Annotated in this window: 16 protein-coding genes; 8 read left to right on the top strand and 8 right to left on the bottom strand. The window is 60.5% G+C overall.

Annotation, left to right across the window (positions count from 1 at the left end):
* Positions 1 to 18 precede the first annotated feature (18 nt).
* Positions 19 to 1,383: an aminotransferase-like domain-containing protein gene (locus FFV09_RS05940; protein WP_141446942.1), complete on the bottom strand. Its 1,365-nt coding sequence runs from the start codon at positions 1,381 to 1,383 to the stop codon at positions 19 to 21.
* Positions 1,384 to 1,566: 183 nt separating this feature from the next.
* Between FFV09_RS05940 and FFV09_RS05945 the strand changes: the two genes are divergently transcribed.
* Complete coding sequence (locus FFV09_RS05945) at positions 1,567 to 2,472, top strand: DMT family transporter (protein ID WP_141446943.1); 906 nt, start codon at positions 1,567 to 1,569, stop codon at positions 2,470 to 2,472.
* Between the two features lie 158 nt (positions 2,473 to 2,630).
* On the opposite strand, the gene FFV09_RS05950 is transcribed toward FFV09_RS05945, so the two are convergent.
* Complete coding sequence (locus FFV09_RS05950; RefSeq protein ID WP_141446944.1) at positions 2,631 to 3,590, bottom strand: cation diffusion facilitator family transporter; 960 nt, start codon at positions 3,588 to 3,590, stop codon at positions 2,631 to 2,633.
* Between the two features lie 318 nt (positions 3,591 to 3,908).
* Between FFV09_RS05950 and FFV09_RS24320 the strand changes: the two genes are divergently transcribed.
* From FFV09_RS24320 to FFV09_RS05970, 4 genes are all read left to right on the top strand, one after another.
* On the top strand, positions 3,909 to 4,034 hold the full coding sequence (locus FFV09_RS24320; RefSeq protein WP_281288480.1) for a hypothetical protein: 126 nt from the start codon (positions 3,909 to 3,911) through the stop codon (positions 4,032 to 4,034).
* 630 nt (positions 4,035 to 4,664) lie between these two features.
* Positions 4,665 to 5,273: a lipoprotein BA_5634 family protein gene (locus tag FFV09_RS05960; RefSeq protein WP_141446946.1), complete on the top strand. Its 609-nt coding sequence runs from the start codon at positions 4,665 to 4,667 to the stop codon at positions 5,271 to 5,273.
* A 262-nt stretch (positions 5,274 to 5,535) separates the two neighbouring features.
* Positions 5,536 to 6,228, top strand: a complete 693-nt coding sequence (locus FFV09_RS05965; RefSeq protein WP_141446947.1) for a FadR/GntR family transcriptional regulator — start codon at positions 5,536 to 5,538, stop codon at positions 6,226 to 6,228.
* Positions 6,229 to 6,303: 75 nt separating this feature from the next.
* Positions 6,304 to 7,521 carry a CynX/NimT family MFS transporter gene (locus FFV09_RS05970; RefSeq protein WP_141446948.1) on the top strand — a complete coding sequence of 406 codons (1,218 nt, stop codon included), beginning with the start codon at positions 6,304 to 6,306 and terminating at the stop codon, positions 7,519 to 7,521.
* Positions 7,522 to 7,737: 216 nt separating this feature from the next.
* On the opposite strand, the gene FFV09_RS05975 is transcribed toward FFV09_RS05970, so the two are convergent.
* A complete protein-coding gene (locus FFV09_RS05975; RefSeq protein WP_141446949.1) occupies positions 7,738 to 8,154 on the bottom strand; it encodes a GNAT family N-acetyltransferase in 417 nt (138 codons plus the stop codon).
* Positions 8,155 to 8,366: 212 nt separating this feature from the next.
* Between FFV09_RS05975 and FFV09_RS05980 the strand changes: the two genes are divergently transcribed.
* Positions 8,367 to 8,789 (top strand): Rrf2 family transcriptional regulator, encoded by a 423-nt coding sequence (locus FFV09_RS05980; protein WP_141446950.1) that lies wholly within the window; start codon positions 8,367 to 8,369, stop codon positions 8,787 to 8,789.
* Positions 8,790 to 9,078: 289 nt separating this feature from the next.
* Here the strand turns inward: FFV09_RS05980 and FFV09_RS05985 are convergent, their stop codons facing one another.
* Both FFV09_RS05985 and FFV09_RS05990 read right to left on the bottom strand, forming a co-directional pair.
* Positions 9,079 to 11,088 carry a GNAT family N-acetyltransferase gene (locus tag FFV09_RS05985; protein WP_141446951.1) on the bottom strand — a complete coding sequence of 670 codons (2,010 nt, stop codon included), beginning with the start codon at positions 11,086 to 11,088 and terminating at the stop codon, positions 9,079 to 9,081.
* Positions 11,089 to 11,229: 141 nt separating this feature from the next.
* A complete protein-coding gene (locus FFV09_RS05990) occupies positions 11,230 to 13,188 on the bottom strand; it encodes an amidase family protein (RefSeq protein WP_246098489.1) in 1,959 nt (652 codons plus the stop codon).
* 251 nt (positions 13,189 to 13,439) lie between these two features.
* Between FFV09_RS05990 and FFV09_RS05995 the strand changes: the two genes are divergently transcribed.
* The gene (locus FFV09_RS05995) at positions 13,440 to 14,060 is read left to right on the top strand and encodes a TetR/AcrR family transcriptional regulator (RefSeq protein WP_170314954.1); all 621 of its coding nucleotides are present in this window, start codon (positions 13,440 to 13,442) and stop codon (positions 14,058 to 14,060) included.
* Positions 14,061 to 14,392: 332 nt separating this feature from the next.
* On the opposite strand, the gene FFV09_RS06000 is transcribed toward FFV09_RS05995, so the two are convergent.
* The 3 genes from FFV09_RS06000 to FFV09_RS06010 form a co-directional block, all read right to left on the bottom strand.
* Complete coding sequence (locus tag FFV09_RS06000; protein WP_141446953.1) at positions 14,393 to 15,301, bottom strand: NAD(P)H-binding protein; 909 nt, start codon at positions 15,299 to 15,301, stop codon at positions 14,393 to 14,395.
* A 133-nt stretch (positions 15,302 to 15,434) separates the two neighbouring features.
* Positions 15,435 to 15,833, bottom strand: coding sequence for a nuclear transport factor 2 family protein (locus FFV09_RS06005; protein ID WP_141446954.1), 399 nt, complete (start codon positions 15,831 to 15,833; stop codon positions 15,435 to 15,437).
* Between the two features lie 282 nt (positions 15,834 to 16,115).
* Positions 16,116 to 17,897, bottom strand: coding sequence for a glycoside hydrolase family 2 protein (locus FFV09_RS06010; protein ID WP_141446955.1), 1,782 nt, complete (start codon positions 17,895 to 17,897; stop codon positions 16,116 to 16,118).
* A 272-nt stretch (positions 17,898 to 18,169) separates the two neighbouring features.
* Here FFV09_RS06010 and FFV09_RS06015 point away from each other — a divergent pair, with 272 nt between their 5' ends.
* Positions 18,170 to 19,225 (top strand): ArsR/SmtB family transcription factor, encoded by a 1,056-nt coding sequence (locus FFV09_RS06015; RefSeq protein WP_141446956.1) that lies wholly within the window; start codon positions 18,170 to 18,172, stop codon positions 19,223 to 19,225.
* The last annotated feature ends 1,261 nt before the right edge of the window (positions 19,226 to 20,486 follow it).

Consider the following 20,486-nt stretch of genomic DNA (forward strand, 5'->3'; position numbering starts at 1 on the left):
TGCTCCTTTTCGGTTGGATTAGGGGGTATGGGGCTGCAATCGGCGCGAGACCCGCGCCAGCTCTTCGGCGACGGCGGCGACGCCGCCGGGAATGTCCGCTTCGCGCACGCCGGACACGTTCAGCTTGAGCATGGCGTCGGCCCGGAAGCCGTTCAGGTAATGCGTGCCGGCGCTCTCGACGTGCACGCCCCGGAGGCGCAGCCGCTCGATCACGCCGGTCAGCGGAGCGGACGCTTCGGGCAGCAGATGCGTGTGGATGCCGCCCGGAGAAGGCAGCGGCCCGCCGAACACGCCGGGATGCGTGTCCCGGGCGAGCCCGATCGCGCGGCTCAGCAGTTCGGAGCGCCGGTTGTAGCAGCCGCGGATTTTTTCGCGGTGCCGCTCGAACATGCCGCTTTTCAAATACAGCTCAAGCGCGGCCTGCGACAGCATCGAACTGTCGATGTCCTGCAGCTGCTTGTAGCGGCCGAACGATTCGGCAAGCTCGGACGGCAGCACCGCGGCGCCTACGCGCAGGCCGGGGAACAGGATTTTGGAATAGCTTTTCAGATAGATCGTCCGCCCTTCCCGGTCATAAGCGTACAGCGGATCGGACTTGGCGTCCTGTTCCAGGTCGGCCATGTAATCGTCTTCGACGAGATAGACGCCGTAGCGGGCGGCAAGCTTCGCGATCTGCTCTTTTTGCCGGCGTGTGTACGAACTGCCGAGCGGATTGTGGAAACGCGGAATCGTGTAGAAAAACTTGATGTCCCCGCCGCGAAAAATCCGCTCCAGCTCGTCCATGTCGATCCCGTCCGCGTCGCGGCGGATGCCGGCGGCCGGAATGCGGTGCGCTTCGAGGTAGGCCGCGAACAGCGGATACGTCGGCTGCTCCACGAGCACCGTCCGCCGCCCGCCCGGAAAAGGCATCCCGGCCAGCAGCGTAAGCGCCTGCTGCGCGCCCGAAGTAATAAAGATCCGCTCCGGCTCCGCGAACACCTGGTAGCCCGCCAGATGCCGCTGCATTTCCCGGACCAGCGACGGCAGCCCGCCCGGGGTGCCGTAGATAAACAGGTCGTTGCGGTACGTGTCGATCGCTTTGTTGAGGCACTGCTGAAAATCGAGGTACGGGAAAATGTCCGGGTCCGGCGCGGAATGGGCAAAATCGATCGCGCGGCTGAGCGGTTCTTCCCGGGCCGCGCGGCCGAGGACGTAATATCCGCTTTTGGCCGACGCATAGATCAGATGTCCCCGCTCCAATTCGGACAGCGCGCGGATGACCGTGCTTTTGCTGCACACATACCGTTCCGACAGCGTGCGGATCGAAGGAATTTTGTCTCCTTCCTTCATCGTACCCGCAATCAATCCTTCCAATTCGTTCAACAGCTCCATATATTTGTACATCCGCGGCTTCTCCTCTCCGATCTGTACCGGTACAGATCGTTATTATGTCTATTGTAGCATGGCCAAGCGATCTTTAGAATAAAAAGTGCAGATGCGGCCGCACTGCCTGCCCCGGCTTCGAAAAACGCCACGCAACCCCGTTTCTCGAAGCTTCGGCCATTCCCTGTATCGGAGTTGACTGCCATGCCTATCCGCCCCGCGCACCGGGCTTATGCGGCCGCGATCCTGAACGCGCTCATTATCGGATTTTCTTTTTTGTTCGTCAAAATCGCGCTGCAAACCGCCGACCCGCTCGACATTCTCGCTTACCGCTTCCTGTTCGCTTTCGCCGCCGCTTCCCTGTTTGCTTTTCCGGGACGCGCCGGCCTGCGCAAAATCGGCGGCGGTGCCCTGCGCATCCTACCGGTTACAATCTTCTATCCCGTCGCATTCTTCAGCTTCCAGACGTTCGGCCTGCTGCAGGCGTCTTCGGCCGAAGCCGGCATGATCCAGGGCGCCGTGCCCGTGTTCACGCTCATTCTGGCCGGGCTGCTGCTCGGCGAACGGTCGAGCCGCGCGCAGAAAATCTTCACGCTGCTGTCCGTGATCGGCGTCGCCTGCCTGTTCGCCGGGCGCGAAGGCGCCGCGTTCTCCGCCAGTCTGGCCGGCATCCTGCTGCTGCTGTGCTCGGCGTTCTCGCAGGCCGGCTATAACGTGCTGGCGCGCAAATTAAGCGGCTCGTACACCCCGCGCGAACTGACGTATTTTATGAACCTGCTCGGGTTCGTCACGTTCGGCCTGCTGGCGCTTATTCGCCATGCCTCTGCGGGTACGCTGCCGGAGCTGGCCGCGCCGCTTGCTTCGCCGTCTTTTCTCGCGGCGATGCTCTACCTCGGCGTGCTGTCTTCGCTGGCCACGTCGTACCTGTCCAACTATGCGCTGTCGCGGATCGAAGCTTCCCGCATGAGCGTGTTCGGCAGCCTGTCGGCGGTCGTCGCCCTCGCGGCCGGAGCGCTGCTGCTCGGCGAGACGGTAGGCACCTACGCGCTGCTCGGCGCGGCCGCGATCGTGGCCGGCGTCGTCGGTTCGGCGCTGTCGCGCCGCAAATAGCTCTCCAACAAACCGGATACGCCTACCAAAAAAGCCTTACGATGTCCGCGGAAGCGGGAACGTAAGGCTTTTTGTTGGGGCGTCCGGCACGGGCATGACCGGTGCGCTGCCGGGCACGGCCGAGCGTAGCGGCTGCTCGCTGCGCGGGCGGCTGCGGCTTATTCCTCCACACGCACCCCGCCCGAGTCGCCGATACTGACGGAAGGCTCGGCTTCGCTCGCTTCGGGCGCGCCGGGATACCACGGATTGAGATGGATCATGACTTCGCTGACGTTCGGGTGGGAAGACAGGATCGCTTTTTTGATCTTGCGGATGACGTCGTGTCCCTGCTGGATCGTCATCTGCCCGTCGACGCCGACGCGCAGGTCGATAATGATGTACTGCCCGTGCTCGCGCGCACGGATACGGTCGATCCGCTTGACCTCTTCGATGCCGCGGACGATCTGTTCCAGCGCGGCCAGCTCGTGCGACCCAATCGCTTTTTCCATCAAAATGTCGATCGATTCGCGCGCCATATCGGCGGCCAGCTTCAGCACGAGCACCGCGACGATGATTCCCGCAATCGGATCGCCGTAGGCAAGAATCGGCATGTTCGCCATTTGGCCGATCAAGCCGAGCCCGATTCCGATCACCGCCGCGCCCGACGCGTACACGTCCGCCAGATGATCCTGCGCCGTCGCGATCAGCCCTTTGCTGTTCGCGCGGCGCCCGATGCGGATCGTGTACACGTATAGCACCAGCTTCCAGATCAGCGACAGCACGGCCGCGATCAGGGCGATCACGTGCGCTTCCGGCATCGGCTCGAACAGCGCGACGATCGAATGGTAGCCGACGTAGAACGCCGCGAGCAGCAGAATAGTCGCTACGACGCTTGCGCCGATCACTTCGGCTTTGCCGTGTCCGTACGGATGGTCCTCATCCGGCGGACGGCTGGAGATTCGCATCGAGCCGAGCGCCGCCGCGGACGCGATCACGTCGCCCGCGTTATGCACGCCGTCCGCGATCAGCACCGGGCTGTTGAACAGCAGGCCGACCGCAACTTTCAAAATGGTGAGCAGCACGTTGCTGATTAGACTGATCCACGCCGCGAAGATCGATTGCTTTTTGACCTCTTCCATGTCTTCTTCCCTCCGTCACTTTTCTTGCCCCAAGGAAACAAAAAAAGTCCGACCGGCCCGGGGACCCGTGAACTTTTTCAAAAAAACGCCGTATGCGATTCCGTGTGCGACAAAAGTCTTTCGTTCGTGCCTGCTCATGGGGATCGTCTCCGAACCGTTTGGATTGTGAATCTCTGCGAAATCCGTCAAGACGTTCTATTATAGCCCACCTTTCGTTTTTTGAAAACAAAAACGTTTCAGCGCCGGAGGAGCGGGTAATTTTTGAACAAGGCACAATATCAACATCTGTTACACACACCTTTAGAGGAGGAATTAATCATGAAAAGATCTTCTTTGATGACCGCTGCCGTGGGACTCGGAGCTGCTTATCTGCTCAGGAACAAGGACTCCCGCACAAAATTGATGTCGCAGCTGCAATCGATGGGCAAACGCGGCGCGAAGTAATCTTCGCAGCGCGATCTGCCCGGCCGCCGTACGGTCCGCACCCAAGCGGCGGCCGAACGCAGGAAAGCCTCCTTCGGGAGGCTTTTTTTGCCTGGGAGGTGCTGTGGAAGGCCGCTGCGCAGCGCCGTGGCGTAGAATCGCAAGTTTTTCCATTGGGCGGGCCGGGCGGTTTATGCGCGCTCGGATGTTTTCCGCACCTTACCCGTCTATCCCCGATCCATCCGTGTCGCATCCGGCTCGTCCACCCCTACCCGCCTGTGCCCGCTCTGCCGTCTATCGTCTGCCGTGTACCCTCTAACCCTCTACTGTCTGCCATCTGCCTTCTAACGAATCCTCCGATCGCTATTTGCCGATATTTCGCTTTTTTTGCAAACTAACGAACCCTGCTATTCTTATTCGCCGGAATAAGGCCGTTTTGCGGCACTTTGGCCTCAATAGCGTGCCTACGGTTCATTAACAATCGTACAACCGCGCCGAAACGCCTAATAGCGTGTCTACGATTCGTTGGCCAGCCAAGCTTAACGCAAATGTAAGGCGCGGTTAAGACAGATCCATGGAGCCCGCTCTCTCTTCGGCCTACACTAACCTTATTAACGGCGGCGCAAGCCCCGTACCGAGGAGAGAGTTTTTATGAAAAAAAGTAGGGCTGTAACATTGGCGGGTCTGTTGGTGTGCGCGGCGGCAGCCGCGGCGTTCGTGTTCGTCGCGATTCCGCTGCTCAACGACCGGGCCAACGCGATTCTGCTGACCGGAAGTTCCAAGCAGATCCGGGCCGAAATTCAAGCAGCTCGCGCCCTTCCCGAAGAAAGATGGGATTATCCCGTCAAATGGGACGCCAAGACGCTGATCGTCAGCGAAGCCACCGCCCGGGATTGGACCGCACGCGGGCTGATCCTGCGCAAAGACCCCGACAATTCGGACAAGCGCCAGCCGCTCGGGGAGCTTCCGATCCGGCCTGCCGATTCGCAAGGACTGCTGTTTGCGGCCAAGCCGGACGAAGCCCAAGCTTCCGCTTATCCGCTGGGCGGCACTCCGACGCGGCTCGGTTACGGCGGCGATTATTTCCTGGGCAATCTGCGCGTGACCGAATCCGCGATCGTGGCTCTGCCGGAAAAAGCGTATGCGGCGCTCCCGCTGTCCGAATCGCAGCTCAGCCTGCTCAAATACGGCACGTTCGACGATGTCAGCGAAAAAATGGCCGCTTTCGAGCAGGGCGCCCGGCTGATCAAGATTCATTGATACACCGGGATAGGGCGAAGTGCCGTCCGTATCCGGACCGAACGAAAAACCAACCTTCATAACGGCGGAGACTTCCGGCACACAGACGGACGCCTTCGATCAAAGCCTTTTTCCGAATGCGGACAAAGGCTTTTTGCTTACCCTCTACTTTTCCCGTTTCCTTTTCCGCTTCCGTTTCCTTTTCCTTTACAACTTCCGGCAAACCTTTTATACTGATTCGAGCGAAACAACCAATCATCCTACCTTTGGTGAGGAGGCGCACATGTTCGAGAAATTGGAAAAACAAACGCTGTCCGGACGCGTCTACGCGCAGCTTGAAGCGCTGATTACGGGCGGCGAATGGGATATCGGCAGCCGCATTCCGCGCGAAGCCGATCTGATGGAGAGCCTCGGCGTCAGCCGGAACACGCTGCGCGAAGCGATTCGCGGCCTCGTGCAGGTCGGGCTGCTGGAGACGCGTCAGGGCGACGGAACGTTCGTCACGGCCAACAGCGAGCTGAGCGCCATCCTGCACAAGCGGATGAGACGCTCTTCCGTGCTGGAAGCGCTGGAAGTCCAGCATGCGCTGGACCGCGAAGCCGCTGCGCTCGCCTGTCGGCGGCGTACGGACGAAGACCTGGAACGGCTCGACCGCTTCGCCGCGCAGTGCCGGGAAGCGATGAACGGCGAAGCGGAAGACCCCGACGCGTTCAAGCAGGCCGATTGGAACCTGCACCGCGCCGTCGTCGCCGCTTCGGGCAACGTCCTGCTCGCCGACCTGTACGAAAGCCTGTTCGAGAAGCTGCAAATCTCGATCACCGTCAACCGCGGCATCGCGGGCAGCCGGTACGAGGTCGGCCATCCCGAACTCATCGCCGCGATTCGCGAACGCGACGCGGAGCGGGCGGCGCGGGCAGTCGACGACTATATTGCCCGCTTCAAAGCGCCGCACGAGCAGGAGCACAGCGAGGCGTAGCCGGGCGGTCCGGCTGCACCGCAACGAATTCATTGGATGCCGCCCGAAGAAGGCGGCCGGAACGGAGTTAGAACCATGACGACGAAAAAAACCGAAATACCGCGCACCCAGGACGCGCCGAGCAGCGTCTATTATTTGCTGCTCGCCGGCATCCTGCTGGTCGCGGCGAATCTGCGCACGCATATCACTTCCCTCAGCCCGATCATCGACACGATCCGCGGGGCGCTGTCGCTGTCGAACACGATGGCCGGCTTCCTGACCACGCTTCCGCTGCTGGCGTTCGCGCTGCTGTCGCCGTTCGTGGCGAAATGGGCGCGCCGCTACGGCGCCGAACGGCTGATCTTCGTCTCGCTCGTACTCATCGTGATCGGCAGTCTGTTCCGCCCGTTCGGCGGCATCGTACCGCTGATGGCGGGCACATTCCTGATCGGCCTCGCGGTCGCCGTGTTCAACGTGCTGCTGCCGAGCATCATCAAGCGGGAGTTCCCGCTCAAAGTCGGCGTGATGACCGGCTTGTATTCGATCATGATGGGCATCTTCGCTTCGGCGGCGGCCGCGATCAGCGTGCCGATCTCGAATACCGGCATCGGCTGGCGCGGCTCGCTGCTGATCTGGACGATCCTGTCCGCGATCGGCCTGATCGTCTGGCTGCCGCAGCTGCGCCGCAATACGCGCGCCGTCAATACCGGCGCGCCCGACGTGCCGAAGCGCAGCATCTGGCGTTCGCCGCTGGCCTGGATGGTCACGGTCAACATGGGCATGCAGTCTTCCATCTATTACATCATGGTCGCCTGGATGCCGAACATGATGCACGCCCAGCATCTGGACCCGGTCATCGGAGGCTACATGCTGTCGCTGTTCCAGATGTTGATGATTCCGATCAATTTCATCGCTCCGATCATCGCGTCCAAAGTGAAAGACCAGCGGCCGCTGATCGTCATGACCTCGGCGTTCTACGTAGTCGGCATCTTCGGCTTCCTGTATGCCAACGGTTCGCTGCCGATCATCATCGCCGCGATCGTCTTCTTCAGCCTGTCGGGCGGCTTCTCGTTCAGCCTGATCATGATGTTCTTCTCGCTGCGGACCAAAAATGCTTCCGAAGCGGCCGACCTGTCGGGCATGGCCCAGTCCGTCGGCTATCTGCTGGCCGGCTGCGGCCCGCTGCTGTACGGCACGCTGCACGACGCCACCGGCGGCTGGCAGATTCCGTATTACGTCATGTTCGGCATCGTTGCCGTCTACCTGCTGACCGGCCTCGGCGCGGGACGCGGCGGACGGTACGTGCACGAATGATTGTATGATTCGCGACAATCACGCACTGCGCGCGGATAGAAAGAGCGATACCGGGCGAACGGAACGATTTTGAAAAAACGGCCTGATCGAAAAAGAAGCGGTTCTCCGCTGCGTCCGGGGACGCGCGAAGAACCGCTTCTTTTTCGTATATCGAACTTCTTTCTATTCGACGTCATGCTTCTATTCCGGCCGATCCGGGCAAGCGGTTCGAACGCTTTATGAGATGCCTTTTTGATTTTTGTAATTGCGCCGCGTCATGCCGTTCGCCGGACGCATGCCCTGGCGGGCATAGAAACTTTCGAGTTCCGGGTCACACATCAGGTCCACCATGTAATAAGCGTCCAACCGCTTCAGCAGCTGCCGCGCCAATTCGCGCCCGATGCCCTGGCCCTGATAAGCGGGTACGACTTCCAGCAGCGGAATGTACGCGCTGAGGACACCGTCGGAGAGCGCATTCACGAATCCTACGATCTTGCCCGTCTCTTCATCCTGCGCAAGCATCACGTAAGCCGATCCTTGCAGCATCCGAACGAACGTGGCCGGGCTGGGCCGGTTGGGCCAACCGTCGAAAAAGCCGTCGGCAAACGAATCTTCCTTGATCGATTCCAGACTGTCGAGATACTGAATAGTCATAAAGACGCCTCCTGATTCGTGGTTTCCCCAGATTATACCACTCCGGGTCGCAATGACATAGTCCCCAAACTTCGAGCGCGTTCGCACGGCAGAAGAACATTGACGCGCTATCCCAGGCTTGCGACAATGGACAAGAGCCTTGAAGATCCCAAGCGCGACCCCAGCCGGACTTTCCGTTTGCCTTTCCATTCCATGACTAAGGATGATAAACGATGAATTATTCCAAAGGCACGAACTACGCGCTGCATACGATGCTCGATCTGGCAGTACGTACGCCCGGACTCAAAGTAGGCGTGCAGGACCTGGCCGCGAAGCAGGGCGTATCCCCGACCTACCTGTCCAAAATCCTTACCAAGCTGGCCAAAGCCGGTCTGGTCGATTCCTATTCCGGCGCCCAGGGCGGTTACTGCCTGCGGCGCGACAAGCACGATATTTCGTTTCTCGATATTATTCAGGCGATCGAAGGCAGCACGCCCCTGTTCAAAGGCTGCGATTCCAACGGTCCCGGCTGCCTGATCGATGCGGTCATGCGCGAATCCGAACGCAAAATGGACGAGCATCTGCGCACGACGACGATCGGCCGCGTGGCGGACGAGATGGCGGCAGCGGGACATGCGGTCGGGCACGCCCACTGACGAGGTGCCGCCGGCGGACGCGAGAAAAATAAGATCAGTTTTCGCCAAAAAAGTTGTTCCGAACGTTTGTCACAAAAATCCGGTTTTCCGATCGCTGGTCGACGGATGCCGCAGCCCTTATCGCTGCGCGGCATCTGTTCGAAAAGCGCGGAGAACCGGATTTTTGCCGATTTCGGGCTTGCGAATGGTGCTTCGAATAGAGCTTCGAATGGAGCTGCGAACGGAAGGATCGGGCTTGAAAACTTGCGATGACGCAAGGAGGCCGGCAAGTGCCGACTCTCCCGGCGGATCAGCCTCTGACGAGGCTTGTCCAGGCGTCCAGCAGCTCGCGCACCGACGCCTGGCGATGGGAACGTTCGGGCGACACGGCGCGCAGCGCCAGGCGGTACAGTTCTTCCCCGGCTTCCCACAGTCCGGGCGAACGGTCCCGCGTGCCGCCGAGCATGTAGAACGCCGTCGCGCCCATCGTGTAGACGTTCGTCCGGGAATCGATCGCCGCGCCCAGCTCGTATTCTTCCGCCGACATGAAGCGCGAAGAACCCCACATGCGGCCCATTTCGTTGATATAAGGAGCCGGGCGGTACAGGTCGATATCGCAAAGCGTCATCCGGCCGGCTTCGAAATCGTACAGCATGCTGCCGTCGTAAAAATCGATCGCGACGTAGCCTTTCTCTTCCACGTGGGCGTGGAAGTCGAGAATCGTCTCCATCGCTTCGAGCCGCCGCTCGATCGGCAGGGCGCGGAAGCGGGATCGGACGGAATGCGGATCTGCGCCGCTATCGTCGCCTCGGTGCAGCGACTGCCCTTTGGCCCATTCGAACAGGATCGCGTACCCGTCCGGCGTCTCGAAGTGATCCAGCATACGCACCAGCGCCGGATGGTCCAGCGCTTCGTAGGCGTTCGCCGCTTCGCGCAGCCGCTGCACGGCGTCCGCCGGATGGCCGGCATATTCCGCCGTCTCCGCACCGGCGTATTTGATAAAGACGCGCTGGTCTTCGATCTCCAGCCCGAACGACAGGTTGCCGGAATCCTGGCGGTCCCATACGCGGAATACGCGTCCGAACGGCGCCAGCCAGTTGAAATCGTGCAGCCGCCGCAGCACGATCGGCACGCCGTCGACCCGCTGTTCGATCAGCCCGTACATCGGGTCCGGCGCAGCCGGCGCTCGCTGCACGCCGACGACCGTGCCCTCGACTGCCGCCGGTTCGATCACGGTGGCCGCCACGGCCGCCGGCAGCACCGGAGCGGACGGCCCCGCGCCGGAGCTGTCCCCGGCGCTCATCGGCAGCGTCACCTGCGGAATGTCCGGCTCGCCGGGCGCGGCGAACTGCCCGTAAATCTCGGACGCCGCCGGATGTTCGGCGGCAGGCTCTGCGGCCGACTCTTCAGCCGCATCTCCCGCCGGCTCTTGAACCGGCGGAACCGGCGCCGCTTCGAAAGCGGCGTCGGACGCGGCTTCCGGCAGAGCCGATGTTTGCGCCGGCGCTTCGTAGGAAGCGACCCCTTCGGGGGCGAATCCGGCTGCAGCTTCCAGCTCAAGTTCGGCTTGGTACCCGGCTTCTAGCTCGGCTTCAAGCTCCGCTTCCAGATCCGCCCGGTGCTCGGCTTCGATCGCAAGCGCCGTATCGAGCACCGGCACGGCTTCGACAAGCTCGCCTGCCCCGGATTGTTCGCTCTCCGCCGACAAGGACAAAGCGATAAAGTCTTCCAGGCGGATCGCTTCCCCGCCCTGCCGCAGATGCAGCAGGCTCGCGTTGACGAGCCATTCGTCCCTCAGCAGCGCATAGACGCACTCGTCGCGCCATTCCCCGTCGATCGTCGGCAGATTCCGGCGAAAAAAAGCTTCCATGCGCATGCCGCACTTTTCGAGCAGAGCGCGCAGCGCCAGATTTTCGGGCGGGCACGATACCGTCACCCGATGCAGCCCCAGTTCTTCGAACGCGTGCCGGAACAGCGCCTGCGCCGCTTCGGTGCCGTACCCGCACCTTCGGTAATCCGAACGAACGCCGAAGCCGAGCAGCCCCGTCATCGGCTGAACGCCGGGACGGGAAAACACGTGGCCGATCACCTGATCGTCCTGCAGCGACACGAGCGCGTACAGATACGGATCGGCCGTCATGTCGCGCAGCCTCTCCTCCGTATAGATGCCTTCCGGGAACCCGTCCGCCACGCCGTCGTCCTGCAAATAAGTGAGCAGCTCGGGCCATTCTTCCTGTCCGAATCTGCGAATGAGCAGGTTCGGCGTGCGAATCAGCACGTCCTCCGTCTCTGCCGGAGCTTTTTCTTTTTCTTTCTCCATCCGCTTCCCCTCCCTGTAAATCCGGATTCCGGGCTTGTGCCGCTGTGCGCCCGACCATACCCGCTACCTTCGCCGTCCGGCCGCGTTTTCCTGCCCGGCAGGCGCACCGCTCACGGAAAGAACGCCGCTAGCTGCCGGTTCCTAACGAAAAGCTTTGGGCGCTTTGCGTTTTTGGGTCGCCCGCTCGAACCGGTAAGCGATCTCGATCAGCAGCGGATCGGACATGGCCGTTCCCGACAGCAGCAGGCCGACCGGGCGTCCCGACTCGGTATAGCCGGCCGGCACGGACACGAGCGGATACCCGGCGCGCGCCGCAAGATCGGAGCCTTCGTAATCGGTGAACAGCAGCGCGTGCACCCCGTATTGCTCCAGCGCGCGGTCAATGCCTTCTTCGCCGGCGCTTCGAACGCCGTCTGCCTTGCTGGACTGGTAGACGTCGTCTTCGAGGCTGCCGCCCGCCTGCTGCGCTTCTTCCAGCAGGTTCTGCCCGTACCGCAGACGCTCTTGCGGGTTCGCGCGGTTGGCCTCGATCAGCTCCGCCAGATCCGCCGGACCCTGACCGGGCGGCTGCGCGGCGAAGAACGCGTCGATCGCCGACTTGAACTCGCGGCGCAGCACCGTGCCGTCTCCTTCCTCTTCGGGGATCGGCAGGTCGAGGCCGCGTTTCACTTCGATGCCCGCGGCCTGCAGGCCGGCAAGCGCCTGCTCGAACACCGCCGACGTCTCCGCATCGAGGCGCCGCGCGAATCCTTCGACGACGCCGACCTTCAATCGGCCGGTCAAGTCCATCCGGCCCGGCAGGAACGAGACCGGGCGCTGCGGCAGCAGCGTGCAGGCGTCCGCTTCGTCGCCGAACGCCATCGCTTCCAGAATCAGCGCCGCATCAAGCACCGTCCGGGCGATCGGACCGAGCGTGTCCTGCGTCAGCGACAGCGGAACGACGCCGCTGCGGCTGATCAGGCCGACCGTCGGCTTGATCCCGACGACCGAATGCGCGGCCGCCGGGCTCACGATCGAGCCCGACGTCTCCGAACCGACGGTGCCGAGCGCGAAGTTGGCCGAGACGGCCGCCGCGCTGCCGGTACTGGACCCGCCGACCGGATAGGCTCCGTACGGATTGTTCGTCTGTCCGCCGCGCGAACTGTAGCCGGACGGCATGTCGTCGGACATATAGTTCGCCCATTCCGTCATATTGACTTTGCCGAGCAGGATCGCGCCCGCGTCGCGCAGTTTGTCGACGGCAAAAGCATCCCGTTTCGCCCGGCGCCCTTCCAGCGCCAGCGAACCCGCGGAGGTCGTCATCCGGTCCGCGGTATCGATATTGTCTTTGAGCAGCAGCGGCACGCCGTACAGCGGCAGCGAACCCAGCTCGTCGAAGTTGTCGTCGAGCTGCTTGGCCAGCGCGGCGGCGTCCGGGTTCACTTCCAGCACCGCATTCAGCTTGCCGTCGAGCCGGGCAATCCGCTCCAGATAAGCTTGCGTGAGCTGAAGACACGTCCAACGGCCGCTTTGCAGCTTCTCCTTGAAGCGTTCGATCGTCAGCTCGATCAGGTCTTCGTCCGTAATCTCTTCGCGATCGTGCGCGGCGTTCGAGCTGAGCTTGTCGAGATCGGCGTTCGGCGACACGGCCGGCACTTCCTCGCTTTCCCAGATCGGCAGCCGCAGCTCGATTTGCGCGGCCGTCGAACCGGCGCGGCCGCTCATCGCGGAGCGATCGCCACTCGTATTCACGGCAGGCACGAATCCCCGATCGACAGAGACGCCGCGGTCCGAACCGGCATCCGGCTGCGCGGAATCGGAAGCGCGGCCGGACACGCCGCCCTGCCGAACGTCCACCCCGTCCGAATCGGGACTCGAACCGGGCGCCGCCTCTTTATCCGTTTTCGATTTTTTGCGGACTTCTCCCTGCGACGTGACAAAAGCCGACACCGAAGCTTCCAGAATCTCCGCGATTTCCAGTCCTTTGGCGGGACCGGCTTCGGCCGGCGGCACGGCAATTTCGTTCTCCACGGGAATGCCCCGCGGATCGGGCTGTTTGCGTTCGACCGGAAGACCGGCTTCCCGCCGGCCGGACTCGTTCGTCTTTTCGTGTTCGGGCATCGGCCTCATCCTTTTCGTCAAAATATCGATTCCTCTATGGCACCGAGCCGATCCGCGGCAAAGCGAATCGCTCCCTATTCCTTTGTACCCGCGGACGGGACCGATGATCGGTGTGCGCTTTTCCTCCATTATACATGAAAGCCTTCCCGACCCTGTGTGAAAAACATGTTCGGTTCGCCGGAATGCCGTTCGCATATTGAACAGTGCCTTCCGTTCCCCTATGATTAACAGCAGGAAGGAGGCGATGCATCGTGGCAAGAACCAAAGCATTCGATCCCGAGGAAGTGTTGAGCCGGGCGCTCGGCATATTCGGAACGCAGGGGTACGAAGGCACTTCACTGCCGGATCTGTTAAAAGGGTTGGGTATCGCCCGCCAAAGTCTGTACGACACGTACGGCACCAAACGGGAACTTTTTTTGGCTGCCGTCCAATTCTACATGAACCGCAAACAGGCGGACATCGTCGAACTGTTCCGGGAACCGGGCGGCGCGGAAGAACGGATCCGGCAGGCTTTCGGCGAGATCGTATCGGCCTTGTCGGACCCGCAGCAGCGGCAGGACTGCTTCATTATCAGCAGCGCGATCGAATACATGCCGCATGACGAAGAATTGAACGCCTACATGCAGGCCAACCAGCTTGACGTGGAAAAAGCTTTCTACGACCTGCTCGAACGGGGCCGCGCAGCCGGCGAACTGCGTGCCGACGCCGATCTTGAACGGCTGTCCCTTTTTCTGGCCCACGAGCGCAACGCGCTGGTGCTGACCGGCAAAATGGGTGCCGACCGGACTAAGCTTGAAGCGGTCGCGGAGACGGCTTTGTCCGTGCTGCGCTGGCAGAGGGCGGCTGGATCGGGCGCGGATCGGGCGGAGTAAGCCGGCGGACGGCGGCTCGTTGCAGACGCGAAGATCCGGCCGGACCGGCGTTGAACGTGCCGCGCTTCCGGTTGGCGCACGCCTCGGGGCTCGGATGGGTTAGATTCGGTTCCGATCGCATCGATTAGATTCGGTTCGGTATGAGTCGGTTAGGTTCAGCTCCGTTTCATTCGGTTCGCCGAAAAGCCGCCGGTCAAATCGGGAATCCCGATTTGACCGGCGGCTTTTCGTATGGCGAAAGTTCGTGAAGTCGCAGGTCGGCGGTGCTTGGCTGACCGCCGAACGCGGCGCCTTCCTCTTTTGGAGGTCTGATTTTATTTTACGGCCCGATTCTACAGCTTGGTACGCCCCGCTTGATCCGGCTCTGGCTCCGAACGCAGCGAAGCCGAATTTGCCCGTATATGATCCGTCAGCGAACGCGGCTCGCGTCCGGTCACGCGGCGCACCGTATCGGTGACGCGGTCTTCGCTGCCCTCCACGCGGATTCGCGTGTCCAGACCGGCCAGAAAGGCCGCATATTCGCGCGGAAGGCCGACTGCAATCAGGTTCTGTCTCAGTTCGTCTTCCGTGATCGCGATATGCTGCACCGGCAGGCCGGTCAGTTCGCCGATCCGCTCGGCCGCTTCGCCGTAGCTCAACGCTTCCGGGCCGGTGATCACGAGTTCGTCGTTGAACGGCTCCGGGCGCGTCAGCGCTTCGGCAGCGACCGCCGCAATGTCTTCGGCGTCGACGAACCCGACTTTGCCGGAGCCGGCCGCGGTAAAGATCCGATTCGATTCGCGAATCGTATAGGCATGCGCCGTCTCGCTAAAATTTTGCATGAAATAGGAAGGACGCAGCACGGCCCATTCCGCAGCGCCGCTGCGCAGTTCCCGGTGGATCGGTCCGAACACCGGATCGTCTGCCGACACGGAAGCGCTGGACAGCAGCACGAAGCGTCGGACAGAAGCTTCCCGCGCTTTTCGGATAAAAGGAATCATGACCTGCTCCGGGTGCAGATCGGGCGGAGCTACCAGATAGACGGCATCCATGCCCGTTAACGCAGCTTCGTAGGTCGAAGGGTCGTACCAGTCGAACACGACGCTGTCCGGTTGTCCGTCGCGGGACTGCGCCGGTCTGCGTCCGGCTTGTCGGACCGCGTGGCCTTGAAGCCTCAGCAGCCGCGCGAGGCGGGAAGACGTTTTGCCCTGCCCGCCGGTCAGCAGAATTCGAATTGGTGAAGAAGGGGAAGAAGAGGTCATACGGAACAGCTCCTTTTGAAATAAAATTAGGAATGGAAAAGATGAGATCGGAATGACAAAATCGAACAGCGATATGCACAAAGGGATCGATCCGGCGCCGACACGAACGGGCTGCCGGACGTCCTGCCCTCGTTTAACCTGTGCTCAGCGGATTCCAGTAATCCTGATACCGGATAATCCGGTCTTCTTGGAGTTCGATCACCGAAATGTAGTGCTGGTCGTACGGTTTGCCGGATTGCAGCAGGGTGCCGTGTCCTTCAAACTCCGCCGTGAATACGGGGCCGTCCGCGGAACGATGAATGACCGGGTCGGAGAACGAGTGAATGACGAACAGGTCTTGAAGGGCTTCGAGATGGCTGCGCAGTTCGCCGATGCCCTGCAATCTTTTCGGATAAGGATCGGGCGCGTACGGAAACTCGAAACGGACATCTTCATGAAACAGATCCAGAAAAACCTCGTATTCTCCCTGCAAAAAACTTTGTGCAAAAACGGACATGATCTCTTCGGCTCTTGCTCGCGTAACGGTGCTCATCGTGCTTCCTCTCCTTCGGATTGGGATATGGACGCAGACTCTTTGTCGCCTGCGGCATCAAGCTTCGACCCCACTTTATCATTTCCGGACTGATCGGTCAATTATATTTTGACTAAACGATCCGGAATTTATCAAAAAAAGGACCGACGCTTCCGGAATTGCGAAAGTGTTGGCCTTTTTTACTCTGCGTATATTCGGTTGTTGGGAGGTTAGAATGTTCAGTTGCTCGGATGCTCGGATGCTCGGATGCTCGGATGCTCGGATGCTCGGATGCCAAAAAGTTTACCGGCCTTCGTTGATCGCCCGGATCTTGTCCAGCGGAATCTTCGGCACCCGGTCGTACGTCAGCAGGCCGTTGATCTCCTGCTCGACGTCGGTCAGCTGGGTGTAGCAGTAGCCCTGCACCAGCTCGGAGTCGAGCAGCGGCCCGATCACGTTGCGCAGGCGCTCTTCGAAATCTTCGTCGCTGCTTGCGCCGGAGTAGCCCCAGCCTTCCCATTCGCTTTTCTGGTAGCCGATGCCGCCGAACTCCGTTACCAGCAGCGGCTCGCCCCGGTAACCGTACCCGTGCGCCATCACCGGATGGCCGCCGGGAACGAGGCTGAGCGCTTTTTCCGCCGCCGCGTACCGTTCTTCGAGCACTTCGCGCCGCCACTCGTAATCGTGAATCGTGACCAGGTCGCTGACCGTGTGTTCCCAGCCGTCGTTCGAGATGACCGGACGCATCCGATCGAGCGACTTGGTGAGATAGACAAGCGAGAGCGAATGATGCTGCTGAAGCGGGTCGCGCGCCAGATCCGGCACACCCCAGCTCTCGTTAAGCGGCACCCAGACGACGATCGACGGATGGTTGTAATCGCGGTCGACCGCTTCGATCCACTCCCGCTGAAAACGTTCCACGTACTGGTCCGAGTAACTGTACGCGTTGGCCGCTTCGCTCCAGACGAGCAGGCCGAGCTTGTCGCACCCGTACAAATACCGCGGATCTTCAAGCTTCTGGTGCTTGCGCGCGCCGTTAAAGCCCATTTCCTTCGTCAGTTCGATGTCCCGCCGGATGTCCGCTTCGCTCGGAGGCGTCAGGATACCGTCCGGAAAATAACCCTGGTCGAGTACCAGCTTCATTTTGTACGGACTGTTGTTGAGGCACAACCGGCCGCCTTCGACCGATATTTTGCGCATGCCGAAGTAGCTCTCCACCCGATCGGTCTCGGCTTCCCCGTCCAGCAGCGTATACGAAATGTCGTACAGATTCGGATGCTCCGGCGCCCACAGCGTCTCGCGTTCCTGCGCGTTGAAGTTGGCCAGCCCGATCGTATGCGTCATCGTGCGCCCGGTCACGTCGTACGTCTGCTCGGTCACGCGCACGCCTCCAAAAGAAATCGACACGCGCAGCCGCAGCTCCCGGCCCGGCGCGTAATTCGCGATATGCGGCACGATCTCTATCCGCTTGTTGTCGATGTCCGGCGTCAGTTTGACTTTGTCCAGATACGTCCGCGGCACGGCTTCGATCCATACCGTCTGCCAGATGCCGGTCGTGCGCGTATAGAAAATGCTGGCCGAGTCTTTTTTCCAAAATTGTTTGCCGCGCGGCAGTTCCAGGTTGCGGCTCTCGTCGAGCGCCTGCACAACCAGCGCATTCGGCGTTCCGTCCGCGTGCAGCGCGTGCGTAATATCCGCCTTGAACGGCGTATGCCCGCCTTCGTGCGCCGCGACGAACACGCCGTTCACCCAGACTTTGGCCGAGTAATCGACCGCGCCGAAGTGCAGCAGCACCTGCCGCGCCGCAAACGATTCCGGTACGTCGAACAGGCGGCGGTACCAGACGTTGTCGTGGAAATCGGTCTCCCCGATCCCGCTCAGCCGGCTCTGGTACGCGAACGGCACCTGAATCTTTTGCCCCAAAGACTGTTCCCCGCCGCTCCAGCCCGCTGCGCTTCCCCGGTCTTCGTCGTCGAACGCAAACTCCCATTCCCCGTTCAGATTGACCCAGTGATCCCGGACAAACTGCGGCCGCGGATACTCCGGTCGACCGATCCCTGCTGCTTCGTTACGATTCGTGCCCATTTTTATCGCTCCTTTTTGTTAACTTTCGAGTTATAAAAATAACGCTTCCATCTGTCGAAAACAGTATGCGCGATAAGCGATTTCAAGTCAATATAAGTTGATTAATTAACTTTACGGTTATATGATTGGATTGCGATTGAAGGCGTGAAAATAAAACCGAAGCTGAAAATGAGCCGAAGATTGGGAAGAAGAATGAGAAGGTGAGAATGAGTATACGAGGTTGAGTACGTGAGATTGAGTACACGAGATTGAGCATATGAAGGAGGTTCGCGATGCATATAGCCGTTACCCTGGAAAACCTGCCGCTGCTCGAATGTTTCGCGTCCGAGACGCGGGTGCGTATCTTCGAGCTGCTCGGCGAACGTCCGATGAGCATCGGCGAGCTGGCGGAACGACTGCAAGTCTCGTCCGCCATCGTCACCAAACATATTCAGAAAATGGAAAAAGCCGGGCTGCTCGCTTCCGAGAGCGTTACCGGCACGCGCGGCCGCCGCAAAATGTGCCGGCTGGCCGTAGACAGCCTGACGCTCAATTTCCGCTCCCATCCGTCGCAGGCGGACCGGAGCGCCTACGCCGTCTCGATTCCCGTCGGCCAATACGCGGAACACGAAGTCCGTCCGACGTGCGGACTCGCTTCCGAATCGCGCTTGATCGGCATGATGGACGATCCGCGGTATTTTGCCGATCCGGCCCGCGTCGGGGCGCGGCATCTGTGGTTCGGTTCCGGCTACGTCGAGTACCGGATTCCGAACTATCTCGTCGGCGCGCAGACCGTGCGCGAGATTTCCGTCACGCTGGAACTCGGCTCCGAAGCGCCCGGCTACAACCCGAACTGGCCGTCCGATATCTCGTTTGAGATCGGCGGCGTGCCGGTCGGCACCTGGACCTGCCCCGGCAATTTCGGCGGCAGGCGCGGGCTCCACACGCCCGAATGGTGGAGCGAACACAGCAGCCAATACGGGCTGCTGAAGACTTTGTCCGTGCGCGAAGACGGCACGTTCATGGACGGCACGAAACTGTCGGACGTGACGGCGGCCGACCTGGATATTCACGCCATGCAGGGCGTGGGGGGCGGGGCGGAGGCGGCGCGGGGCGCGGGCGGAGCCGCAGAGGGCGGCGATGCGGGGAGCGATGCGGGGATGCGCGGCGCCGGGGCCGAAGCGCCAATGGGCGCTTCGGCGGGCCGCGAGATCGCGCTGCGGATCGAGAGCCGTGCGGACGCCGCCCACCCCGGCGGCGTCAGCCTGTTCGGCCGCGGCTTCGGCAGCTACGACCGCGACATCGAAGTGTCCGTGAAGTTCGACAGCCCCGAAATCGGACGCGTCTAGCTGTATCCGCCAAATGTGCACATAAGGTCAACATTTGACGCGGAAATTGGCGGATCGGGCAAATATTCGCACGAAAAGGCAACATTTTACGCGTATAACGCCTATAATCCGCTGCAAACGAGCTAAATGTGCACATAAGGTCAACATTCGGCGCGGAAATCGGCGGATCGGGCAAATATTCGCACGAAAAGGCAACATTTTATTCGCATTAGCGCTGTAGTCCACTGCAAACGAGCCAAATGTGCGCATAAGGTCAACATTCGGCGCAAAAATCGGCGGATCGGGCAAATATTCGCACGAAAAGGCAACATGTTATGCGCAGTAGGCCTATAATCCGCTGAAAGTGAGCCAAATGTGCGCATAAGGTCAACATTCGGCGCGGAAATCGGCGGATCAAGCAGATATTCGCACAAAAAGGCAGCATTTTATGCGCAGCAGGCCTATAATCCGCTGAAAGTGAGCCAAATGTGTACATAAGGTCAACATTCGGCGCGGAAATCGGCGGATCGGGCAAATATTCGCACGAAAAGGCAGCATTTTATGCGCAGTAGGCCTATAATCCGCTGAAAGTGAGCCAAATGTGCGCATAAGGTCAACATTCAGCGCGGAAATCGGCAGATCGGGCAAATATTCGCACGAAAAGGCAACATTTTACGCGCAGCAGGCCTATGATCCGCTGAAAGTGAGCCAAATGTGCACATAAGGTCAATATTCGGCGCGGAAATCGGCGGATCGGGCAAATATTCGCACGAAAAGGCAACATTTTATGCGCAGCAGGCCTATAATCCGTTGCAAACCAGAAAAATGTGCACATAAGGTCAACATTCGGCGCGGAAATCGGCGGATCGGGCAAATATTCGCACGAAAAGGCAACATTTTATGCGCAGCAGGCCTATAATCCGCTGAAAGTGAGCCAAATGTGCACATAAGGTCAACATTCGGCGCGAAAATCGGCGGATCGGGCAAATATTCGCACGAAAAGGCAACATTTTATGCGCAGTAGGCCTATAATCCGTTGCAAACCAGAAAAATGTGCACATAAGGTCAACATTCGGCGCGGAAATCGGCGGATCGAGCAGATATTCGCACGAAAAGGCAACATTTATCCGGCAAATCTTCTGAACGAGGTAAGGCGGCACTCGAAACTACCGAAAAGACGGCTCCACATACTCCCTATGCGAAAAAGCCCGATCCCCGACAGATCAGACTGTCGAAGGTCGGGCTTCTTGGCGCGGGTTTGCTTTTTGGCGGCGGAAGCTAC

It is taken from the genome of Saccharibacillus brassicae, assembly GCF_006542275.1.
Taxonomy (GTDB): domain Bacteria; phylum Bacillota; class Bacilli; order Paenibacillales; family Paenibacillaceae; genus Saccharibacillus; species Saccharibacillus brassicae.